Source organism: Devosia sp. (assembly GCF_030689745.1).
Classification (GTDB): domain Bacteria; phylum Pseudomonadota; class Alphaproteobacteria; order Rhizobiales; family Devosiaceae; genus Devosia; species Devosia alba.
In genome coordinates this window covers 12,970-32,536 of record NZ_JAUYGL010000175.1, presented here as the reverse complement: position 1 = coordinate 32,536, position 19,567 = coordinate 12,970, and the positions used below count along the sequence as shown (strand labels likewise).

At 61.2% G+C, this 19,567-nt stretch carries 23 protein-coding genes; 11 read left to right on the top strand and 12 right to left on the bottom strand.

All coding sequences use genetic code 11. The features are described from left to right. Positions 1-109: 109 nt before the first annotated feature. Both Q8O80_RS15195 and Q8O80_RS15190 read left to right on the top strand, forming a co-directional pair. Positions 110-1,123 carry a TerC family protein gene (locus tag Q8O80_RS15195; RefSeq protein WP_305580724.1) on the top strand — a complete coding sequence of 338 codons (1,014 nt, stop codon included), beginning with the start codon at positions 110-112 and terminating at the stop codon, positions 1,121-1,123. Between the two features lie 110 nt (positions 1,124-1,233). Next, complete coding sequence (locus Q8O80_RS15190; RefSeq protein WP_305580722.1) at positions 1,234-1,635, top strand: GFA family protein; 402 nt, start codon at positions 1,234-1,236, stop codon at positions 1,633-1,635. Between the two features lie 50 nt (positions 1,636-1,685). Here Q8O80_RS15190 and Q8O80_RS15185 read toward each other — a convergent pair whose 3' ends face one another. The 5 genes from Q8O80_RS15185 to petA all read right to left on the bottom strand — a co-directional run bounded on the left by Q8O80_RS15185 (position 1,686) and on the right by petA (position 5,297). Beyond that, positions 1,686-2,219 carry an adenine phosphoribosyltransferase gene (locus tag Q8O80_RS15185; protein WP_305580720.1) on the bottom strand — a complete coding sequence of 178 codons (534 nt, stop codon included), beginning with the start codon at positions 2,217-2,219 and terminating at the stop codon, positions 1,686-1,688. Positions 2,220-2,242: 23 nt separating this feature from the next. Beyond that, complete coding sequence (locus tag Q8O80_RS15180; RefSeq protein ID WP_305580718.1) at positions 2,243-2,437, bottom strand: hypothetical protein; 195 nt, start codon at positions 2,435-2,437, stop codon at positions 2,243-2,245. Positions 2,438-2,645: 208 nt separating this feature from the next. Then, positions 2,646-3,491 carry a cytochrome c1 gene (locus Q8O80_RS15175; RefSeq protein WP_305580716.1) on the bottom strand — a complete coding sequence of 282 codons (846 nt, stop codon included), beginning with the start codon at positions 3,489-3,491 and terminating at the stop codon, positions 2,646-2,648. Positions 3,492-3,507: 16 nt separating this feature from the next. Beyond that, on the bottom strand, positions 3,508-4,758 hold the full coding sequence (locus Q8O80_RS15170) for a cytochrome b N-terminal domain-containing protein (protein ID WP_305580714.1): 1,251 nt from the start codon (positions 4,756-4,758) through the stop codon (positions 3,508-3,510). 14 nt (positions 4,759-4,772) lie between these two features. Beyond that, complete coding sequence (gene petA / locus Q8O80_RS15165; RefSeq protein ID WP_305580712.1) at positions 4,773-5,297, bottom strand: ubiquinol-cytochrome c reductase iron-sulfur subunit; 525 nt, start codon at positions 5,295-5,297, stop codon at positions 4,773-4,775. Positions 5,298-5,529: 232 nt separating this feature from the next. Here petA and Q8O80_RS15160 point away from each other — a divergent pair, with 232 nt between their 5' ends. The 3 genes from Q8O80_RS15160 to Q8O80_RS15150 are packed head-to-tail and all read left to right on the top strand — an operon-like array spanning position 5,530 to position 8,028. Then, positions 5,530-6,000, top strand: a complete 471-nt coding sequence (locus tag Q8O80_RS15160) for a tRNA (cytidine(34)-2'-O)-methyltransferase (protein ID WP_305580710.1) — start codon at positions 5,530-5,532, stop codon at positions 5,998-6,000. Then, entirely contained in the window at positions 5,997-6,893 is an 897-nt protein-coding gene (gene hemF, locus Q8O80_RS15155; RefSeq protein WP_305580708.1) for an oxygen-dependent coproporphyrinogen oxidase, read from the top strand. Before Q8O80_RS15160 ends, hemF begins: the two co-directional genes overlap by 4 nt. A gap of 10 nt (positions 6,894-6,903) precedes the next feature. Next, positions 6,904-8,028, top strand: coding sequence for an AAA family ATPase (locus Q8O80_RS15150; RefSeq protein WP_305580707.1), 1,125 nt, complete (start codon positions 6,904-6,906; stop codon positions 8,026-8,028). On the opposite strand, the gene Q8O80_RS15145 is transcribed toward Q8O80_RS15150, so the two are convergent. Continuing rightward, the gene (locus Q8O80_RS15145) at positions 8,010-8,588 is read right to left on the bottom strand and encodes a DUF2062 domain-containing protein (protein ID WP_305580705.1); all 579 of its coding nucleotides are present in this window, start codon (positions 8,586-8,588) and stop codon (positions 8,010-8,012) included. The genes Q8O80_RS15150 and Q8O80_RS15145 overlap by 19 nt on opposite strands. 148 nt (positions 8,589-8,736) lie before the next feature. Here Q8O80_RS15145 and Q8O80_RS15140 point away from each other — a divergent pair, with 148 nt between their 5' ends. Further along, complete coding sequence (locus tag Q8O80_RS15140) at positions 8,737-8,931, top strand: DUF1059 domain-containing protein (protein WP_305580703.1); 195 nt, start codon at positions 8,737-8,739, stop codon at positions 8,929-8,931. Here Q8O80_RS15140 and Q8O80_RS15135 read toward each other — a convergent pair. The 3 genes from Q8O80_RS15135 to Q8O80_RS15125 form a co-directional block, all read right to left on the bottom strand. Further along, entirely contained in the window at positions 8,928-10,103 is a 1,176-nt protein-coding gene (locus tag Q8O80_RS15135; protein ID WP_305580701.1) for a CCA tRNA nucleotidyltransferase, read from the bottom strand. The two genes, Q8O80_RS15140 and Q8O80_RS15135, sit on opposite strands and share 4 nt — an antisense overlap. Further along, positions 10,100-10,726 carry a CoA pyrophosphatase gene (locus tag Q8O80_RS15130; RefSeq protein WP_305580699.1) on the bottom strand — a complete coding sequence of 209 codons (627 nt, stop codon included), beginning with the start codon at positions 10,724-10,726 and terminating at the stop codon, positions 10,100-10,102. The genes Q8O80_RS15135 and Q8O80_RS15130 overlap by 4 nt, the downstream gene beginning before the upstream one ends. 110 nt (positions 10,727-10,836) lie before the next feature. Then, a complete protein-coding gene (locus Q8O80_RS15125) occupies positions 10,837-11,397 on the bottom strand; it encodes a GNAT family N-acetyltransferase (RefSeq protein ID WP_305580697.1) in 561 nt (186 codons plus the stop codon). A 348-nt stretch (positions 11,398-11,745) separates the two neighbouring features. On the opposite strand from Q8O80_RS15125, the gene Q8O80_RS15120 reads away from it, so the two are divergent. Beyond that, the gene (locus Q8O80_RS15120) at positions 11,746-12,705 is read left to right on the top strand and encodes a glutathione S-transferase family protein (RefSeq protein ID WP_305580695.1); all 960 of its coding nucleotides are present in this window, start codon (positions 11,746-11,748) and stop codon (positions 12,703-12,705) included. A gap of 32 nt (positions 12,706-12,737) precedes the next feature. Here the strand turns inward: Q8O80_RS15120 and Q8O80_RS15115 are convergent, their stop codons facing one another. Beyond that, positions 12,738-13,214 (bottom strand): NUDIX domain-containing protein, encoded by a 477-nt coding sequence (locus Q8O80_RS15115; RefSeq protein WP_305580693.1) that lies wholly within the window; start codon positions 13,212-13,214, stop codon positions 12,738-12,740. Between the two features lie 110 nt (positions 13,215-13,324). Between Q8O80_RS15115 and Q8O80_RS15110 the strand changes: the two genes are divergently transcribed. Then, positions 13,325-14,215: a metallophosphoesterase gene (locus Q8O80_RS15110; RefSeq protein ID WP_305580691.1), complete on the top strand. Its 891-nt coding sequence runs from the start codon at positions 13,325-13,327 to the stop codon at positions 14,213-14,215. Here Q8O80_RS15110 and Q8O80_RS15105 read toward each other — a convergent pair. Continuing rightward, on the bottom strand, positions 14,212-14,631 hold the full coding sequence (locus Q8O80_RS15105; RefSeq protein WP_305580767.1) for a YciI family protein: 420 nt from the start codon (positions 14,629-14,631) through the stop codon (positions 14,212-14,214). The two genes, Q8O80_RS15110 and Q8O80_RS15105, sit on opposite strands and share 4 nt — an antisense overlap. Before the next feature lie 147 nt (positions 14,632-14,778). Between Q8O80_RS15105 and Q8O80_RS15100 the strand changes: the two genes are divergently transcribed. Genes Q8O80_RS15100 through Q8O80_RS15090 form a run of 3 tightly spaced genes read left to right on the top strand, consistent with a single transcriptional unit; the run spans position 14,779 to position 17,730 of the window. Then, positions 14,779-16,110 (top strand): hypothetical protein, encoded by a 1,332-nt coding sequence (locus Q8O80_RS15100; protein ID WP_305580688.1) that lies wholly within the window; start codon positions 14,779-14,781, stop codon positions 16,108-16,110. After that, positions 16,100-17,401, top strand: coding sequence for a UDP-N-acetylmuramoyl-L-alanine--D-glutamate ligase (murD, locus tag Q8O80_RS15095; RefSeq protein WP_305580686.1), 1,302 nt, complete (start codon positions 16,100-16,102; stop codon positions 17,399-17,401). Before Q8O80_RS15100 ends, murD begins: the two co-directional genes overlap by 11 nt. Then, positions 17,398-17,730 carry an SMR family transporter gene (locus Q8O80_RS15090; RefSeq protein WP_305580684.1) on the top strand — a complete coding sequence of 111 codons (333 nt, stop codon included), beginning with the start codon at positions 17,398-17,400 and terminating at the stop codon, positions 17,728-17,730. Before murD ends, Q8O80_RS15090 begins: the two co-directional genes overlap by 4 nt. Positions 17,731-17,770: 40 nt before the next feature. On the opposite strand, the gene Q8O80_RS15085 is transcribed toward Q8O80_RS15090, so the two are convergent. After that, complete coding sequence (locus Q8O80_RS15085) at positions 17,771-19,519, bottom strand: hypothetical protein (protein WP_305580682.1); 1,749 nt, start codon at positions 19,517-19,519, stop codon at positions 17,771-17,773. Positions 19,520-19,567 lie beyond the last annotated feature (48 nt).

The following is a 19,567-nucleotide window of genomic DNA, read 5'->3' as shown; positions in this document are numbered from 1 at the left end:
CTGGCGCCAGATCACACTTAGCCCAGGTGGCGCCGGGCCCCTCTGGCGAGAACTTTGATGTTCTCGTGATGTCGGAGCCACTCCAAACGAACATGGAGATGGTCCGGCGATGGAAACGCTGCTTAGCGCCCTGATGGGTGAATTTCTTGGTACACCAATTTATTTCTGGGTCGCGTTCATCGCGATTGTCATCGGCCTGCTGGCCTTCGATCTGGGTGTCCTGCATCGGGATGAACATGAGATCGGCGCCCGCGAAAGCCTGAGCCTGTATGGCTTTTACGTCGCCATTGCCATGGCTTTTGGCGGCTGGGTGTGGTGGCAGCGCGGCGCTGAATCCGGGCTCGAATTCTACACCGCCTATGTGATCGAGCAGTCCCTGGCGATGGACAACATGTTTGTCATCGCGTCGATCTTTACCTTCCTGTCCATTCCCCGGATCTACCAGCACCGTGTGCTGTTCTGGGGGATTATCGGTGTTGTGGTGCTGCGCGCCATTCTCATCGGTTTGGGTGCCGCGCTGGTGCACCAGTACAGCTGGATATTGTTCTTGTTTGGCGCCTTTCTGATATTCACCGGCATTCGCATGTTCAGCCACCAGGGGGAACAGCCTCACATCGAGGAGAACCCGGCATTTCGCTTCTTGACCAAGCATTTCCGCATCACCAAACAACTGCATGGGCACGACTTCACGGCGCGGCAGCCGCACCCCAAGACCGGCAAGCTGGTGTTGTGGCTGACGCCATTGGGATTGGCCCTGATCATGGTGGAACTCGTCGATCTGGTCTTTGCCGTTGACTCCGTCCCGGCCGTCTTTGCCGTTACGCAGGATACCTTCATCGTCTACACCTCCAACATCTTTGCCATTCTGGGGCTGCGCGCGCTGTACTTTGCCCTGGCCGCAGCAATGAGCCGCTTTCGCTATCTGCAGATATCGCTGGCGATTGTTCTCGTTCTGGTCGGTATCAAGATCTTCCTGGTGCCCCTAGGCATCAAGATTGACACCCTGCTCTCACTGGTGGTGACCATCAGCATTCTGGGTGGCGGCATCGCCTACTCGCTCTGGAAGACCCGCAACGACCCTGACCCTGCCCTGCAGGAGGCACCCCAATCCAATCAGTCCTGACGCCGACCTGAGCGGCGGACGGGTCCCCACGCCGGGGGCCCGTTCGCCGCTGCTGACAGAGACTGTCACCAACAACCGACAGAGTGCAGGCACCGTCAAGGAGACCTGCCATGACCCTGTTCGCCACCTGCCACTGCGGCGCCACCTCCATTGCCCTGCCGCACCTGCCAACCCAGGCCAAACAATGCAATTGCAGCTACTGCGCCCGCACCGGTGCCGTGTGGGGTTATTTTGGTTCTGACGAACTGGACATCCGTGCCAATGATGACGAGCGCACCTATTCGGCCAGCGACGGCGTCAACCAGCACCATTTCTGCGGCCATTGCGGGATGCAGACCTGGGGGGAGTCGCCGGATTGGGCCTCCATGTACAATATGGATGGCACGCCCAAGAATCCCGATGCCACTGGCATTCCGGCAACGCGCAGCTATGCCGTCAATCTCCGCCTGATCGACGATCTGGACTGGTCAAAGCTGGATATCGAGCAGATCGACGGGCGCAATAGCTGGTAGGCTTTGTCGAGGCCTCCGTGGGAGCTCACTGCAAATGGCGGACTGGCGCCTCAGTGGCCCTCAAACGCCATCAGGGCACTGACTTCAACGCCCTCCGCCGCCAGCTTGGCAGCGCCGCCAATCTCGGGCAGGTCGATGACGAAAGCCGCGCCCTTCACCGTCGCGCCAGTGCGGCGCAGCAGACCGACAGCGGCGATGGCCGTGCCGCCCGTGGCGATCAGATCGTCAACCAGCAGAACCACATGCTTTTCGTTCAGCACGTCGGCATGGATTTCGATGGTATCGACGCCATATTCCAGCGCGTAGTTCTGCCCGATGGTCTCGCCCGGCAGCTTGCCCTTCTTGCGCACCGGAATGAAGCCAACACCCAGCGCAATGGCCACGCCGGCGCCAAAGATGAAGCCGCGGGCCTCAATGCCGGCAACATGGGTAATTCCCCGCCCCCGATACTGACGCGCGATCTGCTCGACACTCTCCTTGAACCCCTGGGGGTGCTCGATCAGCGTGGTGATGTCCCGAAACAGAATGCCCTTTTTGGGATAGTCTGGAATTGTGCGCACCAGAGCCTTGAGATCGAGCGACATAGAAATCCTGGGGTCGTGGGCGTTCAGGGAAGGCGGCGGCCAACCAGATGCCGGGCCACAACGCCGGCGTTATAGGCGGCCTTGCGGGTTACACTGATCGCGGTCTCGCGGGTCTTGGGATTGCTGGTCACCGCATGGATACCGGCGCGTACCACCGGATTGCGGGACAGGCTGACGGCAGCACCGACGACGGTCACGGCAAGACGAATAGCGGACATCAGGGCTCCCTCGATAGCGGACCGACATGTTCAAGCATATTGCGACCCGGAGCGAAAATGGCAAGTCCCTGTTGCCGATGTGATGCGTAGAAACGAAAAAAGGGCCCCAATGGGGCCCTCTATCTGATTGTCCGTCGAGCGGAGCTCTTCGGGCCCAGTTGCCTGAAAACGCGCGACTGGCGCGTTTTCGCCCCCGAGCGGCCGGCAACTAGTGTTCGATGCCCGCCCAGATCTTGCGCTTGGTGCCATACATCAACCCGGCGAATACCACCAGGAACAGCAACACGACAAACCCAGTCTGCTTGCGACCCGACAGATGGGGCTCGGCCATCCACATCATGAAGGCAGCCACGTCGGTAGAATACTGGTCTACTGTTTCTGGCACGGCGGTTTGGCCTTCCGCCACCTCATAGGTGATCTGGCCATCCGACAGCGGCGGCGCCATGCCAATGGCGTTGCCGGGGAACACATGGTTGTAGTACTTACCTTCTGGCAGTTCGAAACCTTCCGGCGCCTCATCTTCATAGCTGGTCAGCAGACCGTGAATATAATCCGGGCCGCCTTCGGAATAGCCGGTGAAGTAATTAAAGACCCAGAATGGGAAGGCATCGTGCACGCCACGAGCCTTGGCCAGCACCGAGAAATCCGGTGGAAGCGAGCCGCCATTGGCATCACGGGCGTCCTGTTCCGTTTCGAACGGCGACGGCCATCTGTCGGCCGCTACACCTGGACGCACACCACCATCGGCGGTCGCATCGGCGATTTCATACTCTGCGGCCAGCGCCTTGATCTGGGCTTCAGAGAAGGACGGACCGCCCTCTTCAGCCAGGTTGCGGAAGGCGATCAAGCGGGCGCCATGGCAACTGGCGCATACTTCATTGAACACCTGGAAGCCGCGCTGCAGCTGGTTCTGGTCATAGGTGCCAAAGATGCCAGCAAAACTCCAGCTCTGCTTCTCGATATGCACGACTTCGCCAGCCGCCTGTGTCGCCGACACGCCGGAAAGTCCGGCCAGTACGGCCAATGTAGCGAGAACTGTCTTGGTATTGAACATATTACCTGCCCCTCCCTTACGCGTGTGACTTGGCCAGCACGCTTTCCGAGATACTGGTCGGCAGGGGCCGAGGCTTCTCGATGCGGCTAAGCACGGGCAGGATGACGATGAAGTGGATGAAATAGTAAGCAGTGCAGATCTTGGAGAACAGCACGCCGGTAGCATCGGCAGGCTGCGCACCCAGATAGGTCAGCGCGACGAAGTTCACCACGAAGAGCCAGTAGAACCACTTGAACATCGGACGGAAATTGCCCGAGCGTACCTTCGATGTATCCAGCCATGGCAGCAGGAACAGGATGACGATAGAGCCACCGAAGAAGATCACGCCCAACAGTTTGGAGTCGATGAAGAGCAGGTTGAAGTCGATGGCGCGCAGGATCGCGTAGAATGGCAGGAAATACCATTCGGGCACGATATGGGCAGGCGTCACCTGGCTGTTGAACTCGATATAGTTGTCCGGGTGACCCAGAATGTCTGGCGCAAAGAAGGCGAACCAGACAAACGGGATCATGAACAGCACCATGCCGAAGGCGTCCTTCATCGTGTAATACGGATGGAAGGGCAAGGTATCGCGGCCATCCTTGACGTCCACACCGGTCGGGTTGTTGTTGCCCGGCACGTGCAGCGCCCAGATATGCAGCGCCACCACGGCGGCGATGACGAACGGCAGCAGATAGTGCAGCGAGAAGAAGCGGTTGAGCGTGGGATTGCCCACCGAGAACCCGCCACGCAGCAGTTCGAGCAGCGGCGTACCGATAATCGGGATAGCCGCAAAGATATTGGTGATCACGGTCGCGGCCCAGCCAGACATCTGGCCCCAGGGCAACACATAGCCCATGAAGGCGGTTGCCATCATCAGCACGAAAATCAGCACGCCCAGGATCCACAGGATCTCGCGGGGTGCCTTGTAGGAACCGAAATACATGCCACGGAAAATGTGGATATAGACGGCCGCAAAGAACATTGAGGCGCCCACGGCGTGGAACGACTGGATCATCCGGCCGCCATTGACGTCACGGCGGATATGCTCGACCGAGTCGAAGGCCATGGCGATATTGGGCGTATAGTGCATCGCTAGGATCACGCCGGTAACGATCTGGATGCCCAGGCACATCACCAGAATGGCCCCGAAGGTCCACCAGTAATTGAGGTTCTTGGGCGTCGGGAAGTCCATCAGGTGCTCTTTGGAGAACCGGATGATCGGCAGCCGTTCATCGAGCCATTTCTCGACGCCGGAGCCGGGAGTGTAAGTTGAGTGTTCTGACATCGCGGTAGCCCCCACTAACCGATCTGGATCAGCGAATCGCTGATAAATTCATATGGTGGAACGACCAGATTGGTCGGTGCGGGACCCTTGCGGATACGGCCGGCGGTATCGAACTGCGACCCGTGGCATGGGCAGAACCAGCCATCAAACTCGCCCGATTCACCGGTTGGAATGCAGCCCAGATGGGTGCAGTTGGCGATCATCACCAGCCACTGCTCGTGGCCTTCCTTGGTACGCTGCTCATCGGTCTCGGGGTCTTTCAAATCGGCCAGCGCAACCGCTTTGGCCTCTTCGATTTCCTTGGCGGTGCGATTGCGCACAAACACCGGCAGACCGCGCCACAGAATGGTCACGGACTGTCCCTCTTCGATGCCGTTGAGGCTGAACTCGATGCTGGCGACCGCCAGGGTCGAGGCATCAGGATTCATCTGATTGATCAGCGGCCAGACAGTTGCCGCCGCACCGACGCCTGCCACCGCGCCAGTTGCTACGAACAGGAAATCCCGTCGTGTCGTTGATTGTTGAGCTTCCGTGGCCAAGGTCCGTTCCCCGTACTATCAGATCAGACGCGGCCGGTAGCAGTGGTGTAGTTCACGCATGTGCGGAATCACCAGCCAACCACCCTCAAGCGGCCCGTCAGTTGGCGTCTTTTTGCACTGTCCCAAGCGCTTGTCCAGTGATCCGCGCCCTGACGGCGAACAACTGCGACACTATACCCGACAAAAGCCCGCCTCTGCAGGTTAGGCTGCACTCCACTTGCTGGGGATTGTGATGCCGGTCGAACTTGCCCTCTATCAACCCGATATTGCCAACAATACCGGCACGCTGATCCGGCTATGTGCGTGCCTGGACACGGCCATCCACATCATCCACCCCACAGGCTTTGCGTTTTCTGCCAAAACCCTGGCCCGCGCCGGCCTGGACTATCTCGACCACGCCGCCGTCCGCGAGCACGCCAGTTGGAGTCACTTCGACCAGTGGCGCCGTACCGAAAATCGCCGCCTGGTGTTGCTCACCACCAAGAGCGCCAATTCGGCCTATGCCGCCAGCTTCACGCCCGCCGATATTGTCATGGTGGGTCGCGAGAGCGCTGGCGTCCCCGACGCGGTGGCAGATACGGCCGATCTGGCCTTGCGCATTCCCATGCGGCCCGGCCTGCGCTCGATCAATGTCGCGCTGGCCGCCACGCTTGTCCTGGGCGAGGCAAAAAGACAGACCAATGGCTTTACAGAACTCCAATGACGGTTCATTTCACGGATACCATGACACTCCCTCCCGATATCGACGACAAGAAGATCACCGCCCAGCACTGGTTCCGCACGCTGCGCGACCGTATTTGTGCGGAGCTTGAGGCCATCGAGGCTGCCGTGACCGGCCCCCACGCCGAACGGCCGGCGGGCAAGTTCAAGATCACCCCCTGGGATCGTCCGACCGGCGGTGGCGGGGAGATGGGCATGCTGCATGGCCGGGTCTTTGAAAAGGCCGGCGTGCATATCTCCACCGTGCACGGTGAATTTTCCGAGGATTTCGCCAAGCAGATGCCGGGCACCGAAGCAGGGGCCCAGTTCTGGAGCTCGGGCATTTCGCTGATCGCGCACCCCTGCAATCCCCATGTCCCAGCCGTGCACATGAACACGCGCATGATCGTGACAGGCAAACAGTGGTTTGGCGGAGGCGCCGATCTGACCCCGGTGCTGGACCGACGCCGCACCCAGGACGATGCCGACACCGTGGACTTCCACGCCGCGATGCGGGCCGCCTGCGTAGACCGACCCGGCGTTGACTATGATCGCTACAAGGCCTGGTGCGACGAGTATTTCTTCCTGCCCCATCGCAATGAACCACGCGGCACGGGCGGAATCTTCTACGACCACCACAATTCGGGCAACTGGGACGCTGACTTCGCTTTCACCCAGGCGGTGGGCGAAGCGTTCGCGCAGATTTACCCCATGCTGGTGCGGCGCAATTTCGAAACGCCCTGGACCGAGGCGGACCGGCACGAACAATTGGTGCGACGCGGCCGCTATGTCGAATTCAACCTGCTCTATGACCGCGGCACCACCTTCGGGCTCAAGACCGGTGGCAACGTGAATTCGATTCTGTCATCGATGCCGCCCGAAGTCCGCTGGCCCTGAGAGTGCGGCCATGGTGCTGACCGACGTTCACTTGGCCAATTACCGGTCGATCCGCAGCATAAGTTTCCCCGTGCGCCAGCTATCGGTGCTGGTCGGCGCCAATGGCGTCGGCAAGACTAATCTGTACCGCGCGCTCGAACTGGTGCGCGCGGCTGCAACGGGTGACTTTGCTCAGGAAATCGCCCGCGAAGGCGGCCTGGCTTCGGTCATGTGGGCCGGCGAACGCCGCACACATGAACCGCCCCGGCTAACCCTGCGCGTCAGCATGGATTCGATCGATGGCGAGGGCGACGGTCCGCCCTTCAGCTATGAAATCGAGCCAGGTTTCCCCAGCAAGGTGGATGCCGCATTTGACTTGGAAGCCATGGTCAAGCGGGAGGCACTGACACTGACCGGACGCCGGCCGGTGGCGCTGCTGGAGCGCAAGGGGCCGGCCATCTGGGTGCGCAATCACCAAGGGGCGCGCATCCAGGCCGATGACGTCCTGCTCTCCAGCGAAACCGCCCTTGCCGGGGTGCGTGGCTATCCTGAAATTGATCGGGTACGTGAAGCCATTACCGCCTGGCGCTTCTATCACGGGTTTCGCACCGACGCAGAATCGCCGCTGCGCCAACCGGCCCGTGCCGTTACGGCTCCCATGCTCGATACCAATGGAGCCAATCTGGCGGCGGTCTTTGCCACACTGCGCCACATCCGGCAGGACAGCGTTGATCTCGACAGGGCTATCGACCACGCCTTCCCGGGCGCACAGCTGGATGTGCCGATGCCCGAGCGCTTTGCCAGCTTTGCCATGCGTTTTGCTGACATGTCCAAGCGGACGTTCGCCGCCAATGAATTGTCCGACGGCACCCTGCAATTTCTTGCACTGATGGGCGCACTGCTGGCTTACCGCCTGCCCCCCCTGATCGCGCTGAATGAACCCGAGACCAGCCTGCATCCCGATATGCTGCCCGCACTGGCGCGCATCATTGCCCGCGCCGCTGAACGCACGCAGGTTTGGATTGTCACCCATTCAACGGTTTTGGCCCAGGCTCTTGCAGACGAAACCGGCATATTGCCCCGCCAGGTCATCCGCCAGAACGGCGGCACCTGGTTGGAAGGTCTCAGTCCGCTCGGTCAGTTTGTCGACGATTGAACCGGGTTCTCGAGGTCACGCTTGCGCGCCAGTCGCGCCTGCCGCAGGGTGCGAAACCGCGTCACCACGAGCCGCACCACCACGTAGAATACTCCATACACCAGAACCGCCAGCGGCAGGCCGCCGACCAACATGGTCTTGAAGGTTGGCCAGATGGCGTGAAGTCCGCCTGAGAACAGGCCATTGCTGAGCTGGGCGCCGGTGGCTTCCAACTCAGCCACTTCGGACGCATTGACGCCCCCACCACCCGTCAGCCAGTCGCCGACGGCGTAGGAGGCCGCAAAAAAGAACGGAAAGGTCAGCGGATTGCCCCAGGCTGTGCCAATGGCAGCTGCAATCATGTTGCCGCGCGTGGCAAAGGCCAGTACGAATCCAAGCACAAAATGGACGCCAATCAGCGGCAACATTGACACAGCGGCGCCCGAAGCCACCCCTGCGGCAATGGCGTGTGGGCTGGCCGATAGTCGCATCACCCGCTTGCGCAGATACAGGCTGTAACGCCGCATACCCATGCGGGGCCACAGATTGTCGCGAATTCTGTTCCACAAGCCTGCGCGCATGCCCGGCGGGTTCTCCTCGTCGTCTCGGCTGAACCTATATATAAATCATGGCTATGTGACAGCAAAAGCGCATTGCTAGTGGCAATATGATTGGAACCTTCGCAATTGCCGCGCGTTACTTCGACACAGTCGAACACGGGAGCGCATCATGAAACGATTTGAAGCTGCCTCGCTCATTCCCGGCGCCACTTGGCATGCCGAGGCCGAGAGCGAAGCCGAGCTTGTTCGCAAAGTGGTCGAAAACCTGCGCAGCCTGCATGGTGAGACCGAAGTACGACCCGACATGATCGACCGGATCAAGGCCCGGATCGTCGATTCCGACGAAGCGCCAATTCGGCTCTAGGGTTGGGCCAGCTTCAATAGCGCGCCCTTGTCGAGCACAAAGCCGCTGTCGATCCAGGCCCGCTCCAGCCGCGCCAGCGCATGCCCCATGTCCGGTCCCGGCGCCATGCCGATGCCAATCAGATCGCGCCCGCTGATTGGAAAATCCGGCACCACGACTGCGGCGAGCGCCCGCGCGGCCTCGGCCAGCCGCGCCGATCCCCAGCCATCGCGTGCCGCAGCCATGGCCAATCCCTCGACCGCGATCTCGCCATGGCGATAGGCCGCCTCGCCCACTCGATCGTCCGCCAAAAGGGTCGCTGCGAGGCCTACCTCACGGGCAGCGGTCACCGTCTGACTGGACAGGCGCCAGCGCTCTCTGGCCTGCTCAAGATCGTCACCGGCCAGCAAGGCCAGCCGCGTCGTTGCCGCCCGTCCGCCCAGTGTCTCATAGGTGGCCAGCGCCCTGGCAATTTCATCGCTGAAACGCAACAGGCCCACTTCGGCCATCATCAGCAGTGTCAACGCAACCTGCGGCAAATCCAGCATGCGGATAATTTCGTGCCCGACACGTTCGCGCGACAGGTGCGCAAGCTGGTCGACCGCAGCAACGCAGGCGGCTAACCCATCGCCATCAAACTGCTGGCCGCCATGACTGGCCGAGAAGCGGAAGAAGCGATAGACCCGCAGTCCGTCCTCCTTGATCCGTTGCCCGGCATCCCCAATAAAGCGCACCCGCCCCGCCAGCGCATCGTCGACGCCGCCCAGCGGATCAAACAGCGCCCCGTACGCGCCGCAATAGAGCGCATTAAGCGTGAAATCGCGCCGGCTGGCATCCTTGGTCCAGTCGGTGCCGAATGCCACCACCGCATGACGGCCATTGGTCTCGATGTCCTGCCGCAGCGTGGTCACCTCGGCCAGCGTATCGCCCAGCTTGAGGGTCACCGTGCCATGCTCGATCCCGGTGGGATAGGAGGCGATCCCCGCCGCTGCGGCGCGCTTGATCACCTCGTCAGGCAGAAGTTCGGTGGCCAGATCAATATCGGGATTGACGCGCTGCTGGTTCAGAATGGTGTCGCGCACGACCCCACCCACGGCGCGGGTTCGCCCTTGCGCGCCGTCCAGCACAGCAAAAATCGTCTGGGTTTCCGGCCGCAACAGCCATTCGGCAGTTTTGAGCCTGGAGACGCTCATGCCCCAACCTCATTCATCGCCAAATCGCGGAATTGGCGTGTGATATTGGCGGTAATGCCCCAGATGCGGTGCCCATCGTGGTCAATCTGCCAGGATCGCAGCTCCTTTCCGCCCTGTTTCATGCGGAATTGGGCATAGCTCTCGGGCTGCATGATGCGCTGCAAGGGCACCTCAAACACGGAGTGCACCTCCCCCGGATTGGGTACGAAGGGCCCGCTCGGCTCCACGATCGCCACAACCGGCGTAATCAGATAATTGGTGCCGGTGAAATAGGTCGGCATGAAGCCCATTACCTGCACATCATTGCGCACCATGCCCACTTCCTCAAAGGCCTCGCGCAGGGCGGCTGCGGCCACGTCTTCATCCTGCCGATCCACTTTGCCACCCGGAAATGCCACCTGCCCCGAATGCGCCCGCAGATCGGGCGAGCGTTCGGTATAGAGCACGGTAAAACCCTCCGGCCGTCGCACCAGCCCGATCAAGACGGCAGCAGGCACTGGCGGACGTTCGAATGGCCGGGGCGGTGCCCAGTCGGGCGTCAGCGTCTCGGGCCCCGACAGAGTCGGCGGTACGCGCAGCAGACGCGCAGCAAGGCGCTCGAGAATGGAATCGTCGGGGGGCAAACAAACACCACACACTACGTCGGAACCACCAGCTTAGAGCACCACACCCCAAGCGGTCCACTGCGTTCGACCCCAGCGCCGAAGGGCACCAGACCAACGCTGCGCCCCGGTCAACCCTCGATAAACGCCTCGATGGGGCCTGCCAGGGTGGTGGCTAGGCTCTTGTCCTCGGCAAACAGCAGCACGCGGGTTGGGTCAACCGGACCGGGAAATTCGATATTGCCCAATGTGGTGGGTGCCCAGCCGAGTGGGCAGTAATAGTCCCGATCCCCCACCAGCATGACAAACTTCCCCTCGCCGCGCGCCAATGCCCTGGTCGCGACTTCGCGCGCCAGCAATTTGCCGGCGCCCAGCTTGCGGAAGTCGGGGTGGGTCGCCAACGGCCCCAGCATATAGCCATTGATCCCGCCAATGGAGATCGGTGTCATCCACACCGAACCACATGGCGTGCCATCGACCTCGGCGATCAGGCTCAGGCTCATATCAATGGGAAACCGCTCGCGAATGCGAAACGCCGTGCGGGCAAACCGCCCCGGACCAAAGGCTAGCGCCTGCAGTTCCTCGATGAATGCATCATCACCCGCACGGGTCGCAGGACGCACAGTGGGAACCCGACCAGCATTGGGGGAGGCAGCAGCGGCCGCAGCCGGAGGGGCAGAGACAAGGGACATGGCAATAATCCAGGACAGGGATGCGTAGGACAAACCCGGCTCTCCATGAGAGCCGCTTCAAAAGACCACTTAGGGTCGTCGAATTACCTGCAAAACCTTCGCCATCCTGGGCGCCTCCACGCCGAGATTTCCGCTTAGCACCGCAGCAGCGGAACGTAAACAAAAACTCATGCTCAATCCTCGCAAACCCGCGATACGCATCGCGTCTGTGTTCAAAATGCATAACGCTTCGTTACGCCAATGCGGTCTTATCGTTGGCGCGCTCAGCCGCTATGTGTCAGTCAACGCAAGCGACGCCTGTAAGTTCATCTGGACAAAGCGTCGGCAACATGACGGAAAGGTTCGCCCATGGGACAACTGATCGACGGCAAATGGTCCACCCAGTGGTACGACACCAAGAAAACCGGCGGCAAATTCGAGCGCAGCCAGGCGGGCTTCCGCAATTGGGTCACGGCCGACGGCAGCGCCGGACCGTCCGGCGAAGGCGGCTTCAAGGCCGAAGCGGGACGCTATCATCTCTATGTATCGCTGGCCTGCCCCTGGGCCCACCGCACCCTGATTTTCCGCCAGCTGAAAAACCTCGAAGACCTGATCTCGGTCTCGGTTGTTTCGCCCAAGATGCCCGACGAGACCGGCTGGACCTTCGACCAGGCCAGCGGGTCGACCGGCGATCACCTGTTCGGCAAGGACAATTACTGGCAGATCTATACGCAGGCCGTGCCTGACTATACCGGGCGTGTGACCGTTCCCGCTCTCTGGGACAAGCAGACCGGCACCATCGTCTCCAATGAGAGCTCGGAAATCATCCGCATGTTCAACTCGGCGTTCAACGAGCTGACCGGCAACACGGATGATTACTATCCCGAGCAGTTGCGCGCCGTGATCGACCCGATCAATGCCCGCGTCTATGACGACATCAACAATGGAGTCTACAAGGCCGGCTTCGCCACCACCCAGAGCGCCTATGACGAAGCGGTCACCAAGCTGTTCGAAGCGCTCGACTGGGTCGAGAATATTCTGGGCGAGACATCATATCTGACGGGCGACACCATCACCGAGGCCGATTGGCGCCTGTTCACCACGCTGGTGCGCTTCGACGCGGTCTATGTCGGCCATTTTAAGTGCAATCGACAGCGCGTCGCCGATTACCAGAACATCTCGCACTACCTCAAGGCTCTGTACGAGGTGCCCGGCATCAAGGAAACGGTCGATCTCGACCATATCCGTACGCATTACTACTGGAGCCACATCACCATCAACCCGACCCGGATCATTCCGATCGGGCCCGATCTGCCGTTCCTGTCCTAGTTCGATGCCCGCAGCCTGCCGGGCATCTGGATTCAGTAACCCCAGATGTCGCGGCGCGGTGTCCTGTCAAAATACTCGTCAATCCGTTGCGACGTCGCCGGGGTGATTTTCTCCGGCAGCGCCGCGCGGTCAAACCAGCGTGCCTCGGCAATTTCGCGATTGGGTTTAAACACAAAGTCACGCTCAAACTGCCTGGCCACGTAGAACACGACATGATCGCGATCGGTGACGGTGCTGGTATTGTGATAAATGCCGAACAATTCCATCGTCCCGGTGACGCGATAGCCGGTTTCTTCCAGCGCCTCGCGCCGCGCTGCCAGCTCAATGGTCTCGCCGGGATCGACGCCGCCGCCGGGGAATTGCCAGCCAGGCACATAGGTGTGGCGGATCAGCAGCACCTTGTCGCCGTCCACCAGCATTACCCGGGCGCCAACCGTCAAACGCTGCCAAATGCCCTTGAGGGTCAGAAATACCTTGGCGCGCACCCGCTGAAAGCGATTCATCTGCATGAACGAGACTCCTTTGCAGCTACGGGTAGCAGGAAGTTGACCGCGACAAAATTGACGCTGCGGACGATTGAGCATTTTCTTGCTGCGCCGGTTCTGGCATTACCCGAGCAATGATCAATCTTGCCCACATCTCCGACATCCACCTTTCCCCGATGCCCCAAGTGGGCTGGCGCGACCTGTTGGGCAAACGTCTCACGGGCTATCTGAACTGGAAGCTGCGCCGCCACGACGAGCTCAACAGCGAGACACTGGCCAGCCTGATCAGCCATCTGCAGAGCCAGCAGGTCGACTTCACCGCCGTCACCGGCGATCTGGTGAACCTGGCCCTACCCGCCGAAATCGAGCGGGCCGGCGCCTGGCTCAACGCTCTGGGCCCCACCGACAAGATTGCAGTCTGCCCGGGCAACCACGACGCCTATGTGCCCGGCGCGCTTGAAGCAGCCCAGCAGAACTGGGGTGAATACCTCAAGGGCGAAACCCTCGATGATGGGGCGTTCCCGTTCGTCCGCCGTATTGGGGAACTGGCCGTCATCTCATGCTCCAGCGCTGTGCCGACGCGCCCGTTTCTGGCGGTTGGCCGCTTTGATGAGCCGCAGGCCCACCGGCTCGGCCGCATACTCAAGGTGATGGGCGAGGCGGGCTATTTCCGCACCGTGCTGATTCACCATCCACCCAATCCCGAATTGCAGCACCCCTCATTCGGTCTCAAGGGCCACAAGCTGTTCCGTCAGGTCATTGCCGAGCACGGCGCCGAACTGATCCTGCACGGTCATACCCACCGCTCCTCGATCCATTCCATTCCCGGCAGTGGCGGCGAAGTACCCGTGGTGGGCGTCGCCGCCGCCAGTTCTGCCCAGGGCGGCACGCTGGACGACCCGGCACGCTACAATCTGTTCCGCATCGAGCGCCAGGGTGACGGCTGGAGTTGCACCATGCGCGAATACGGCTACCAGCGCCTGGGCACCGAAATTGTCATGCGCCTGCAGATGCGGATTCACTAGCCACCGAGTTTGTCGCGGTTCTGCTGGTGGATAGCGGCGGCGTCGGGCGTGCTCACGGCGTCGAAATCGGCCATCTCGAACAGTGGCCGGATCTCGATTTCGCTGGGCCCGGTCATCGGATTGGGACAACGTTTCACCCATTCGACAGCGTGATCCATGTCGCGCACCTGCCATAGCCAGTAGCCGGCCACCAATTCCTTGGTTTCGGCGAACGGTCCATCAATCACCGTACGGCTGGCACCATTGAAGGCCACCCGCTTGCCATCGACGCTGGGCCTGAGCCCATCGCCCGCCAGCATGATTCCGGCATCGACCAGCTCGGCATTGTAGCGGCCCATCGCCTCAAACAATTCTGTGGACGGCATAATACGCTTCTCACTGTCCGCTGTTGCCTTGACTAAAACCATCACACGCATTTCTCTCTCCTTGGTTTTCCTGGCCAAACAGGCCTTTCAACACAGCGACGAACGGTCTGCGACGATTCCGACATGCGGCACATCGCGACCCCTCTCCCCCCAGGCGCACAAATCACCTATATGTCGATCAACCGCGAGTAACCCGCTTTGACCGATCAATTTCTTATCGAGCGCCCCCATTTCGATCCAGCCACTGGCCAGGCTCGCTTTGCCTATGCTCTGGACGGGCTGCGCTTTGTCGAGACCCTGGATCTGCCCAAGGGCGCCGACATAGCTGCCGCAGCCAGTCCCAATTTCAGCAAGCTGCTCGATCTGACCGCGATCGTGCTGGGCGTCAGCTATTTCAAGCTCAAGGCGCCCTTCGAGATCGCCGCCCCCGATATTGCATTGAACGAGGCCGAGCGCGCCTTTGCCATCGACGTCTATGAGAACGGGATGGGCGAGTTCTACGCCCGCAACAACCTGCTGCGCTTTGGCAAGCTGACTATCACCGCGCCCCATGACACCCGTGAGCACCAGCCGGCTATCACCCTGCCCCAGCGCACATTGCTGCCGATAGGCGGCGGCAAGGACTCCTTGGTCAGCGTCGATCTGCTCAGCCATACCGGCGTTCCGTTCACCCCTTTTGCGGTGAACCCCAAGGGTCCCATTCTGACCTCGGTCGCCACCATCGGCACGCCACCGATTTATGCCACCCGCACGCTCGACCCCGAAATGATCCGGCTGAGCCAGCAGCCCGGGTTTTACAACGGACACGTACCTTCGACTGCCATGAACTCGATGATCGCCGCCCTCTGCGCGGTCCTCTATGGCTATAACCAGATCGTGCTCTCCAATGAGCGTTCGGCCAGCGAGGGCAATGTCGAGTTCGACGGTCGCGAGACCAACCACCAATATTCCAAATCGCTGGGCTTCGAACTGCTGATCGCCGCCATTCTGAGCGATGCAACCGGCGGCGCGCTGAAATACTTCTCGCTGCTGCGTCCCTATTCGGAGGCGCGAATTGCGTCCCTCTTCACCCACGAAACCCGGTTCGACCGGGTATTTTCCAGCTGCAATCGCAATTTCCGACTGACCGGCAATGACGGCCCGCTGTGGTGTGGCGAGTGTCCCAAATGCCATTTTGTCTTTTTGATCTTTGCTCCCTTCATGCCCAAGGAACGTCTGCTCGCCATTTTCGGCAAGGACCTGCTCGACAATCCGGCACACGAAGCCTCATTTCGGGAACTGGCAGGCCTGGCCGGCCAGAAGCCCTGGGAATGTGTCGGAGAAATTCTTGAAGCTGCAGCCTGCCTCTACACCCTGACTCGCCATGCCGACTGGCACCAGGCTGCCGTGGTGCGCGCGATCAAGGCCGATCTGCTGGCTCAATATGGCGAACCCAAGCTGCAAGCGGCCATGGCTGAATGTCTGACCGATAGTCACGATCATCACATTCCCCCGGCCCTGGCCGCCAAGGTAGCCGCCTATGCGGTTTGAAGAACCCATTCTGCTCTACGGCGCCGGCCGCGAGGCACTCTCCACCCGCGCCTTTCTCAAGGCAAGCCAGCCCGATCTCGAGGTATTTGTAACGGTCGATAGCGGTGCTGCCGATATCCCTGATACCGCCTTCATGGCGCCCGAGGACATCAAGGACGCCATTCGCGCCCACCGGTTCGGCGATATCATCAAAAGTCCCGGCGTATCGCGCTACAAGCCGGTATTCGACATCGCCCGCGATGCCGGTATCGCCGTCACCTCCAATTTGAACCTGTGGGGCCATATGTTTCGCGATGGCCGCACCGTGATCGCCATCACCGGTACCAAGGGAAAATCGACCACTGCCACCCTGCTCCATCTGATGCTGACCCGCTCGGGCATTGACGCGGGTCTGGCCGGCAATGTCGGGGTGGCCCCGCTCGATATCGCAGACACCCACGCCGTGGTGATCTTCGAGCTGTCGAGCTACCAGACAGCGGACATGAATTTCCTGCCCGACATCGCCGCCGTGACCAACCTCTATCCCGAGCATGTCGACTGGCACGGCAGCGTCGAACGCTATTATCACGACAAGCTGCACCTGATTGACCGCGATGGCGGCTTTCCGGTGGCGCTGGGCGCGCCTGCCAGGCGCAACGCGCTCGTCGCCAAAGCCATCCGCGACCCGCGCCGGCTGCTGCCCGATCTCAACAGCGATGACCAGGCGACGATCACCGCCGCAGTCGCCCGCTCCCGGCTCAAGGGTGCCCACAATCTCGACAATGCACTGCTGGCCGCGCAAATCGCCCGCGCCGCTGGCGGCACGCTGGATGGCATTGTCCAGGGCATTGCGGCGTTCATGCCTCTGGCCCACCGGCTCGAAGAGCACAATTTTGGCGGCACGTTGTTTGTCGATGATTCCATCGCCACCACCCCCGAGGCCACCAAGGCCGCGCTGGCTTCCTATCCCGGCCAGCGACTGGCGCTGATCGCCGGCGGCCACGAACGCGAGCAGGACTATACCGAATTGGCAGGCCTGCTGCTTGGCTATGGGGTAACCACCCTCGCCTGCCTGCCGGTGACAGGCACGCGTCTGGCCACTGCGACCCAAAATGCAGCGCCCTCCATAGTGGTGCTGAGCCCGCCCGATCTCGAGACGGCCATGCAGATGCTGCATGCAAAGCGAGATCAATTCGATGCGGTCATTCTGTCGCCCGGCGCACCTTCCTACAACCAGTTCAAGAACTTCGAGGAGCGCGGCCGGCGTTTCATCGAACTGGCCGAGGCGCTCTTTGCGTCCCCGCTGACATGAACGGCGCCGTCCTTCTGGCCATAGCCATCATTGGCGAAGTGGTGGCCACCTCATTCCTGAAGGCCTCCAACGGCTTTACCGAATTGGTACCGACCTTGGTCGTGGTGATAGGCTATGCCATCACCTTTTACTTCTTTTCGCTGGCCCTGCAGACCATCCCCGTGGGTATTGCCTACGCCATCTGGTCGGGCAGCGGCATTGTCCTGATTGCGCTGATTGCCTATTTCGCGCATGGCCAGACGCTGGACCTGCCCGCACTGATCGGCATGGGCCTGATTGTCGCAGGGGTGATGGTCATCAACCTGTTCTCGCAATCATCGCCCCATTAGCGCGAGATCGGCGGCACAGATCCGTCAGCGAACAATGTCCCTAAAAGGCAGCGTTGAGCGCCTGCTCCGGTGCCCCGGCAGCAACCAGCGCCCCGCGGATCTGTTCGAGCAAGACCGGGTCCTGCACGCGCTCGCGCAATCGGGGCAACACGCCTTGGGCGCGAAAACTGGCGACATCGAGCACCTGCGGCAGGTAGCGATTGACAACGGTGCCATCCCCGCTGCGCTGCCCGGCCAGGATGGCCAGAATTGGTCCCAGTTCGGGGTCAGCCCGCGCATAGCGTTCTGCATCCTCAATGGCTTGAGCATTGTCGCCTGACCGCAGCGCGAGCATGGCCGGCACACCGAAATACCAATCTGGTGGGTCCGGCGTCCCGTCAACTGCATCGCGCGCCATGCTCTCGGCCCCAGCGGTGTCGCCGCCAAAGGCCAACAGCCGCGCATAGCTGGCCAGGGCATCCGCATTGGCCGAGTTGAGCTGGACGGCCGAATCGTAACCGATCCTGGCGGTGTCAAACTGCCCCATTTCCTGGCGCAACCGCCCATATTGTTCCCAGACAAACGCGCTGACGGGCGACAGGACGATGGCCTGATCCAGGCTGGCTTCGGCCGCGCGCCAGCGTTCAACCTGGCTCATCGGCTCCTCAGAGCGGCCAATAGCTTGTTCGACCAGCAGGCTCGCCGACATCGCCAGGCCCGCCGCCGACGCCCGCTCGCTTTCCGGCAAGCTCGCAATGCAGTCAGCGGTCAGCGTGGCGGCCGCCGTGGTGCCGGTTTCCCGGTAGAGATGAAACAGCATGCGGCAGAGATAAGGGCTGCTGGCGCCATTGTCTGGCGGCGCCAGCGCCAGCGACTCGCGCGCCTCGACATGCAATGGCCCGCGCGGACTGCCCAGAATGAGGCTGAGGCGGCGTGACACCTCGTCGAGCACGTCGGGCTGGGTCGCGGCAGCGGCAGGCACCGCGATGGCGTGGTTCCACACGACCGTGCCGGTACCGCTGTCAGTGAGAATGGCGCTGTACTGTACCAGCGCCTGATCCTTGCGCACGATACCGGTCAGAACATAGTCGCTGACATCGTCATCGGCGATCGCAATACTCAGGTCGCTGCCACCGCCATAACGGGCATCAATATCCTCGAAGTGATCGAGATCGGTCACCAGTTCGATAGCCAGGCCGGCCACCTTGGGTGCATCGCTGTCCGGACGGGTAAGATTCTGGAACTCGACAACCCGCACGCTGGGACGCTGCAACCCGCCTGTACTGATCGCCGGCCGACCGGGAAACGGTCCAAAGATCGCAACGCTCATCACCAAGGCGCCCAGCGATATTGCTGCGAGCGCAAACCACGAGAGATACACACCGCCTGTCGCCGGTGCCCGCGCTGGCGCAGGCTGTGTTGCCATCTGGTTGACCTTGCTGGCCGTCACATCGGCATAGGCCGACCCTTCTGCCATGCAGAACTCCGGCACGTAGCGCCCCACCGGCAAGGCAATCCGCACCAAATCATCTTTGCCCGGCCCACGATAATACTCGTCGATCAGGGTACGCAATCGCCGCGCCTGCACGCGCACAATCGGGTCTGATTGAGGATCGAAATCAGCCGGGCGCCCCAGCACATCTACCGCAATGGAATACGCCTTGATTGACTGCTCATCCCCGTCCAGTTTGAGCCGTACAATGTAGTCGAGAAATTTACCCAACTGCGGCGAGCGGGCAATCTCCGGCCATGCCAGCAACTGCTCAAGAGCGCCCAGAATAGTTTCGCGCTGTTGCGTTGAAGCGGCCAAACCGACCTCCGAACCAGTTCGCCAGACTGTCGCGCTTTACATGTAAAA

Bases quoted from the DNA above. Each gene is read 5' to 3' on its own strand.
- murD (WP_305580686.1), top strand. From the start codon at position 16,100: ATGCGGTTTGAAGAACCCATTCTGCTCTACGGCGCCGGCCGCGAGGCA.
- Q8O80_RS15140 (WP_305580703.1), top strand. From the start codon at position 8,737: ATGAAACGATTTGAAGCTGCCTCGCTCATTCCCGGCGCCACTTGGCAT.
- Q8O80_RS15105 (WP_305580767.1), bottom strand. From the start codon at position 14,631: ATGCGTGTGATGGTTTTAGTCAAGGCAACAGCGGACAGTGAGAAGCGT.
- Q8O80_RS15150 (WP_305580707.1), top strand. From the start codon at position 6,904: ATGGTGCTGACCGACGTTCACTTGGCCAATTACCGGTCGATCCGCAGC.
- Q8O80_RS15180 (WP_305580718.1), bottom strand. From the start codon at position 2,437: ATGTCCGCTATTCGTCTTGCCGTGACCGTCGTCGGTGCTGCCGTCAGC.
- Q8O80_RS15170 (WP_305580714.1), bottom strand. From the start codon at position 4,758: ATGTCAGAACACTCAACTTACACTCCCGGCTCCGGCGTCGAGAAATGG.
- Q8O80_RS15110 (WP_305580691.1), top strand. From the start codon at position 13,325: ATGATCAATCTTGCCCACATCTCCGACATCCACCTTTCCCCGATGCCC.
- Q8O80_RS15175 (WP_305580716.1), bottom strand. From the start codon at position 3,491: ATGTTCAATACCAAGACAGTTCTCGCTACATTGGCCGTACTGGCCGGA.
- Q8O80_RS15185 (WP_305580720.1), bottom strand. From the start codon at position 2,219: ATGTCGCTCGATCTCAAGGCTCTGGTGCGCACAATTCCAGACTATCCC.
- Q8O80_RS15125 (WP_305580697.1), bottom strand. From the start codon at position 11,397: ATGTCCCTTGTCTCTGCCCCTCCGGCTGCGGCCGCTGCTGCCTCCCCC.
- Q8O80_RS15190 (WP_305580722.1), top strand. From the start codon at position 1,234: ATGACCCTGTTCGCCACCTGCCACTGCGGCGCCACCTCCATTGCCCTG.
- Q8O80_RS15135 (WP_305580701.1), bottom strand. From the start codon at position 10,103: ATGAGCGTCTCCAGGCTCAAAACTGCCGAATGGCTGTTGCGGCCGGAA.
- Q8O80_RS15195 (WP_305580724.1), top strand. From the start codon at position 110: ATGGAAACGCTGCTTAGCGCCCTGATGGGTGAATTTCTTGGTACACCA.
- Q8O80_RS15090 (WP_305580684.1), top strand. From the start codon at position 17,398: ATGAACGGCGCCGTCCTTCTGGCCATAGCCATCATTGGCGAAGTGGTG.
- Q8O80_RS15120 (WP_305580695.1), top strand. From the start codon at position 11,746: ATGGGACAACTGATCGACGGCAAATGGTCCACCCAGTGGTACGACACC.
- hemF (WP_305580708.1), top strand. From the start codon at position 5,997: ATGACGGTTCATTTCACGGATACCATGACACTCCCTCCCGATATCGAC.
- Q8O80_RS15115 (WP_305580693.1), bottom strand. From the start codon at position 13,214: ATGCAGATGAATCGCTTTCAGCGGGTGCGCGCCAAGGTATTTCTGACC.
- Q8O80_RS15145 (WP_305580705.1), bottom strand. From the start codon at position 8,588: ATGCGCGCAGGCTTGTGGAACAGAATTCGCGACAATCTGTGGCCCCGC.
- Q8O80_RS15160 (WP_305580710.1), top strand. From the start codon at position 5,530: ATGCCGGTCGAACTTGCCCTCTATCAACCCGATATTGCCAACAATACC.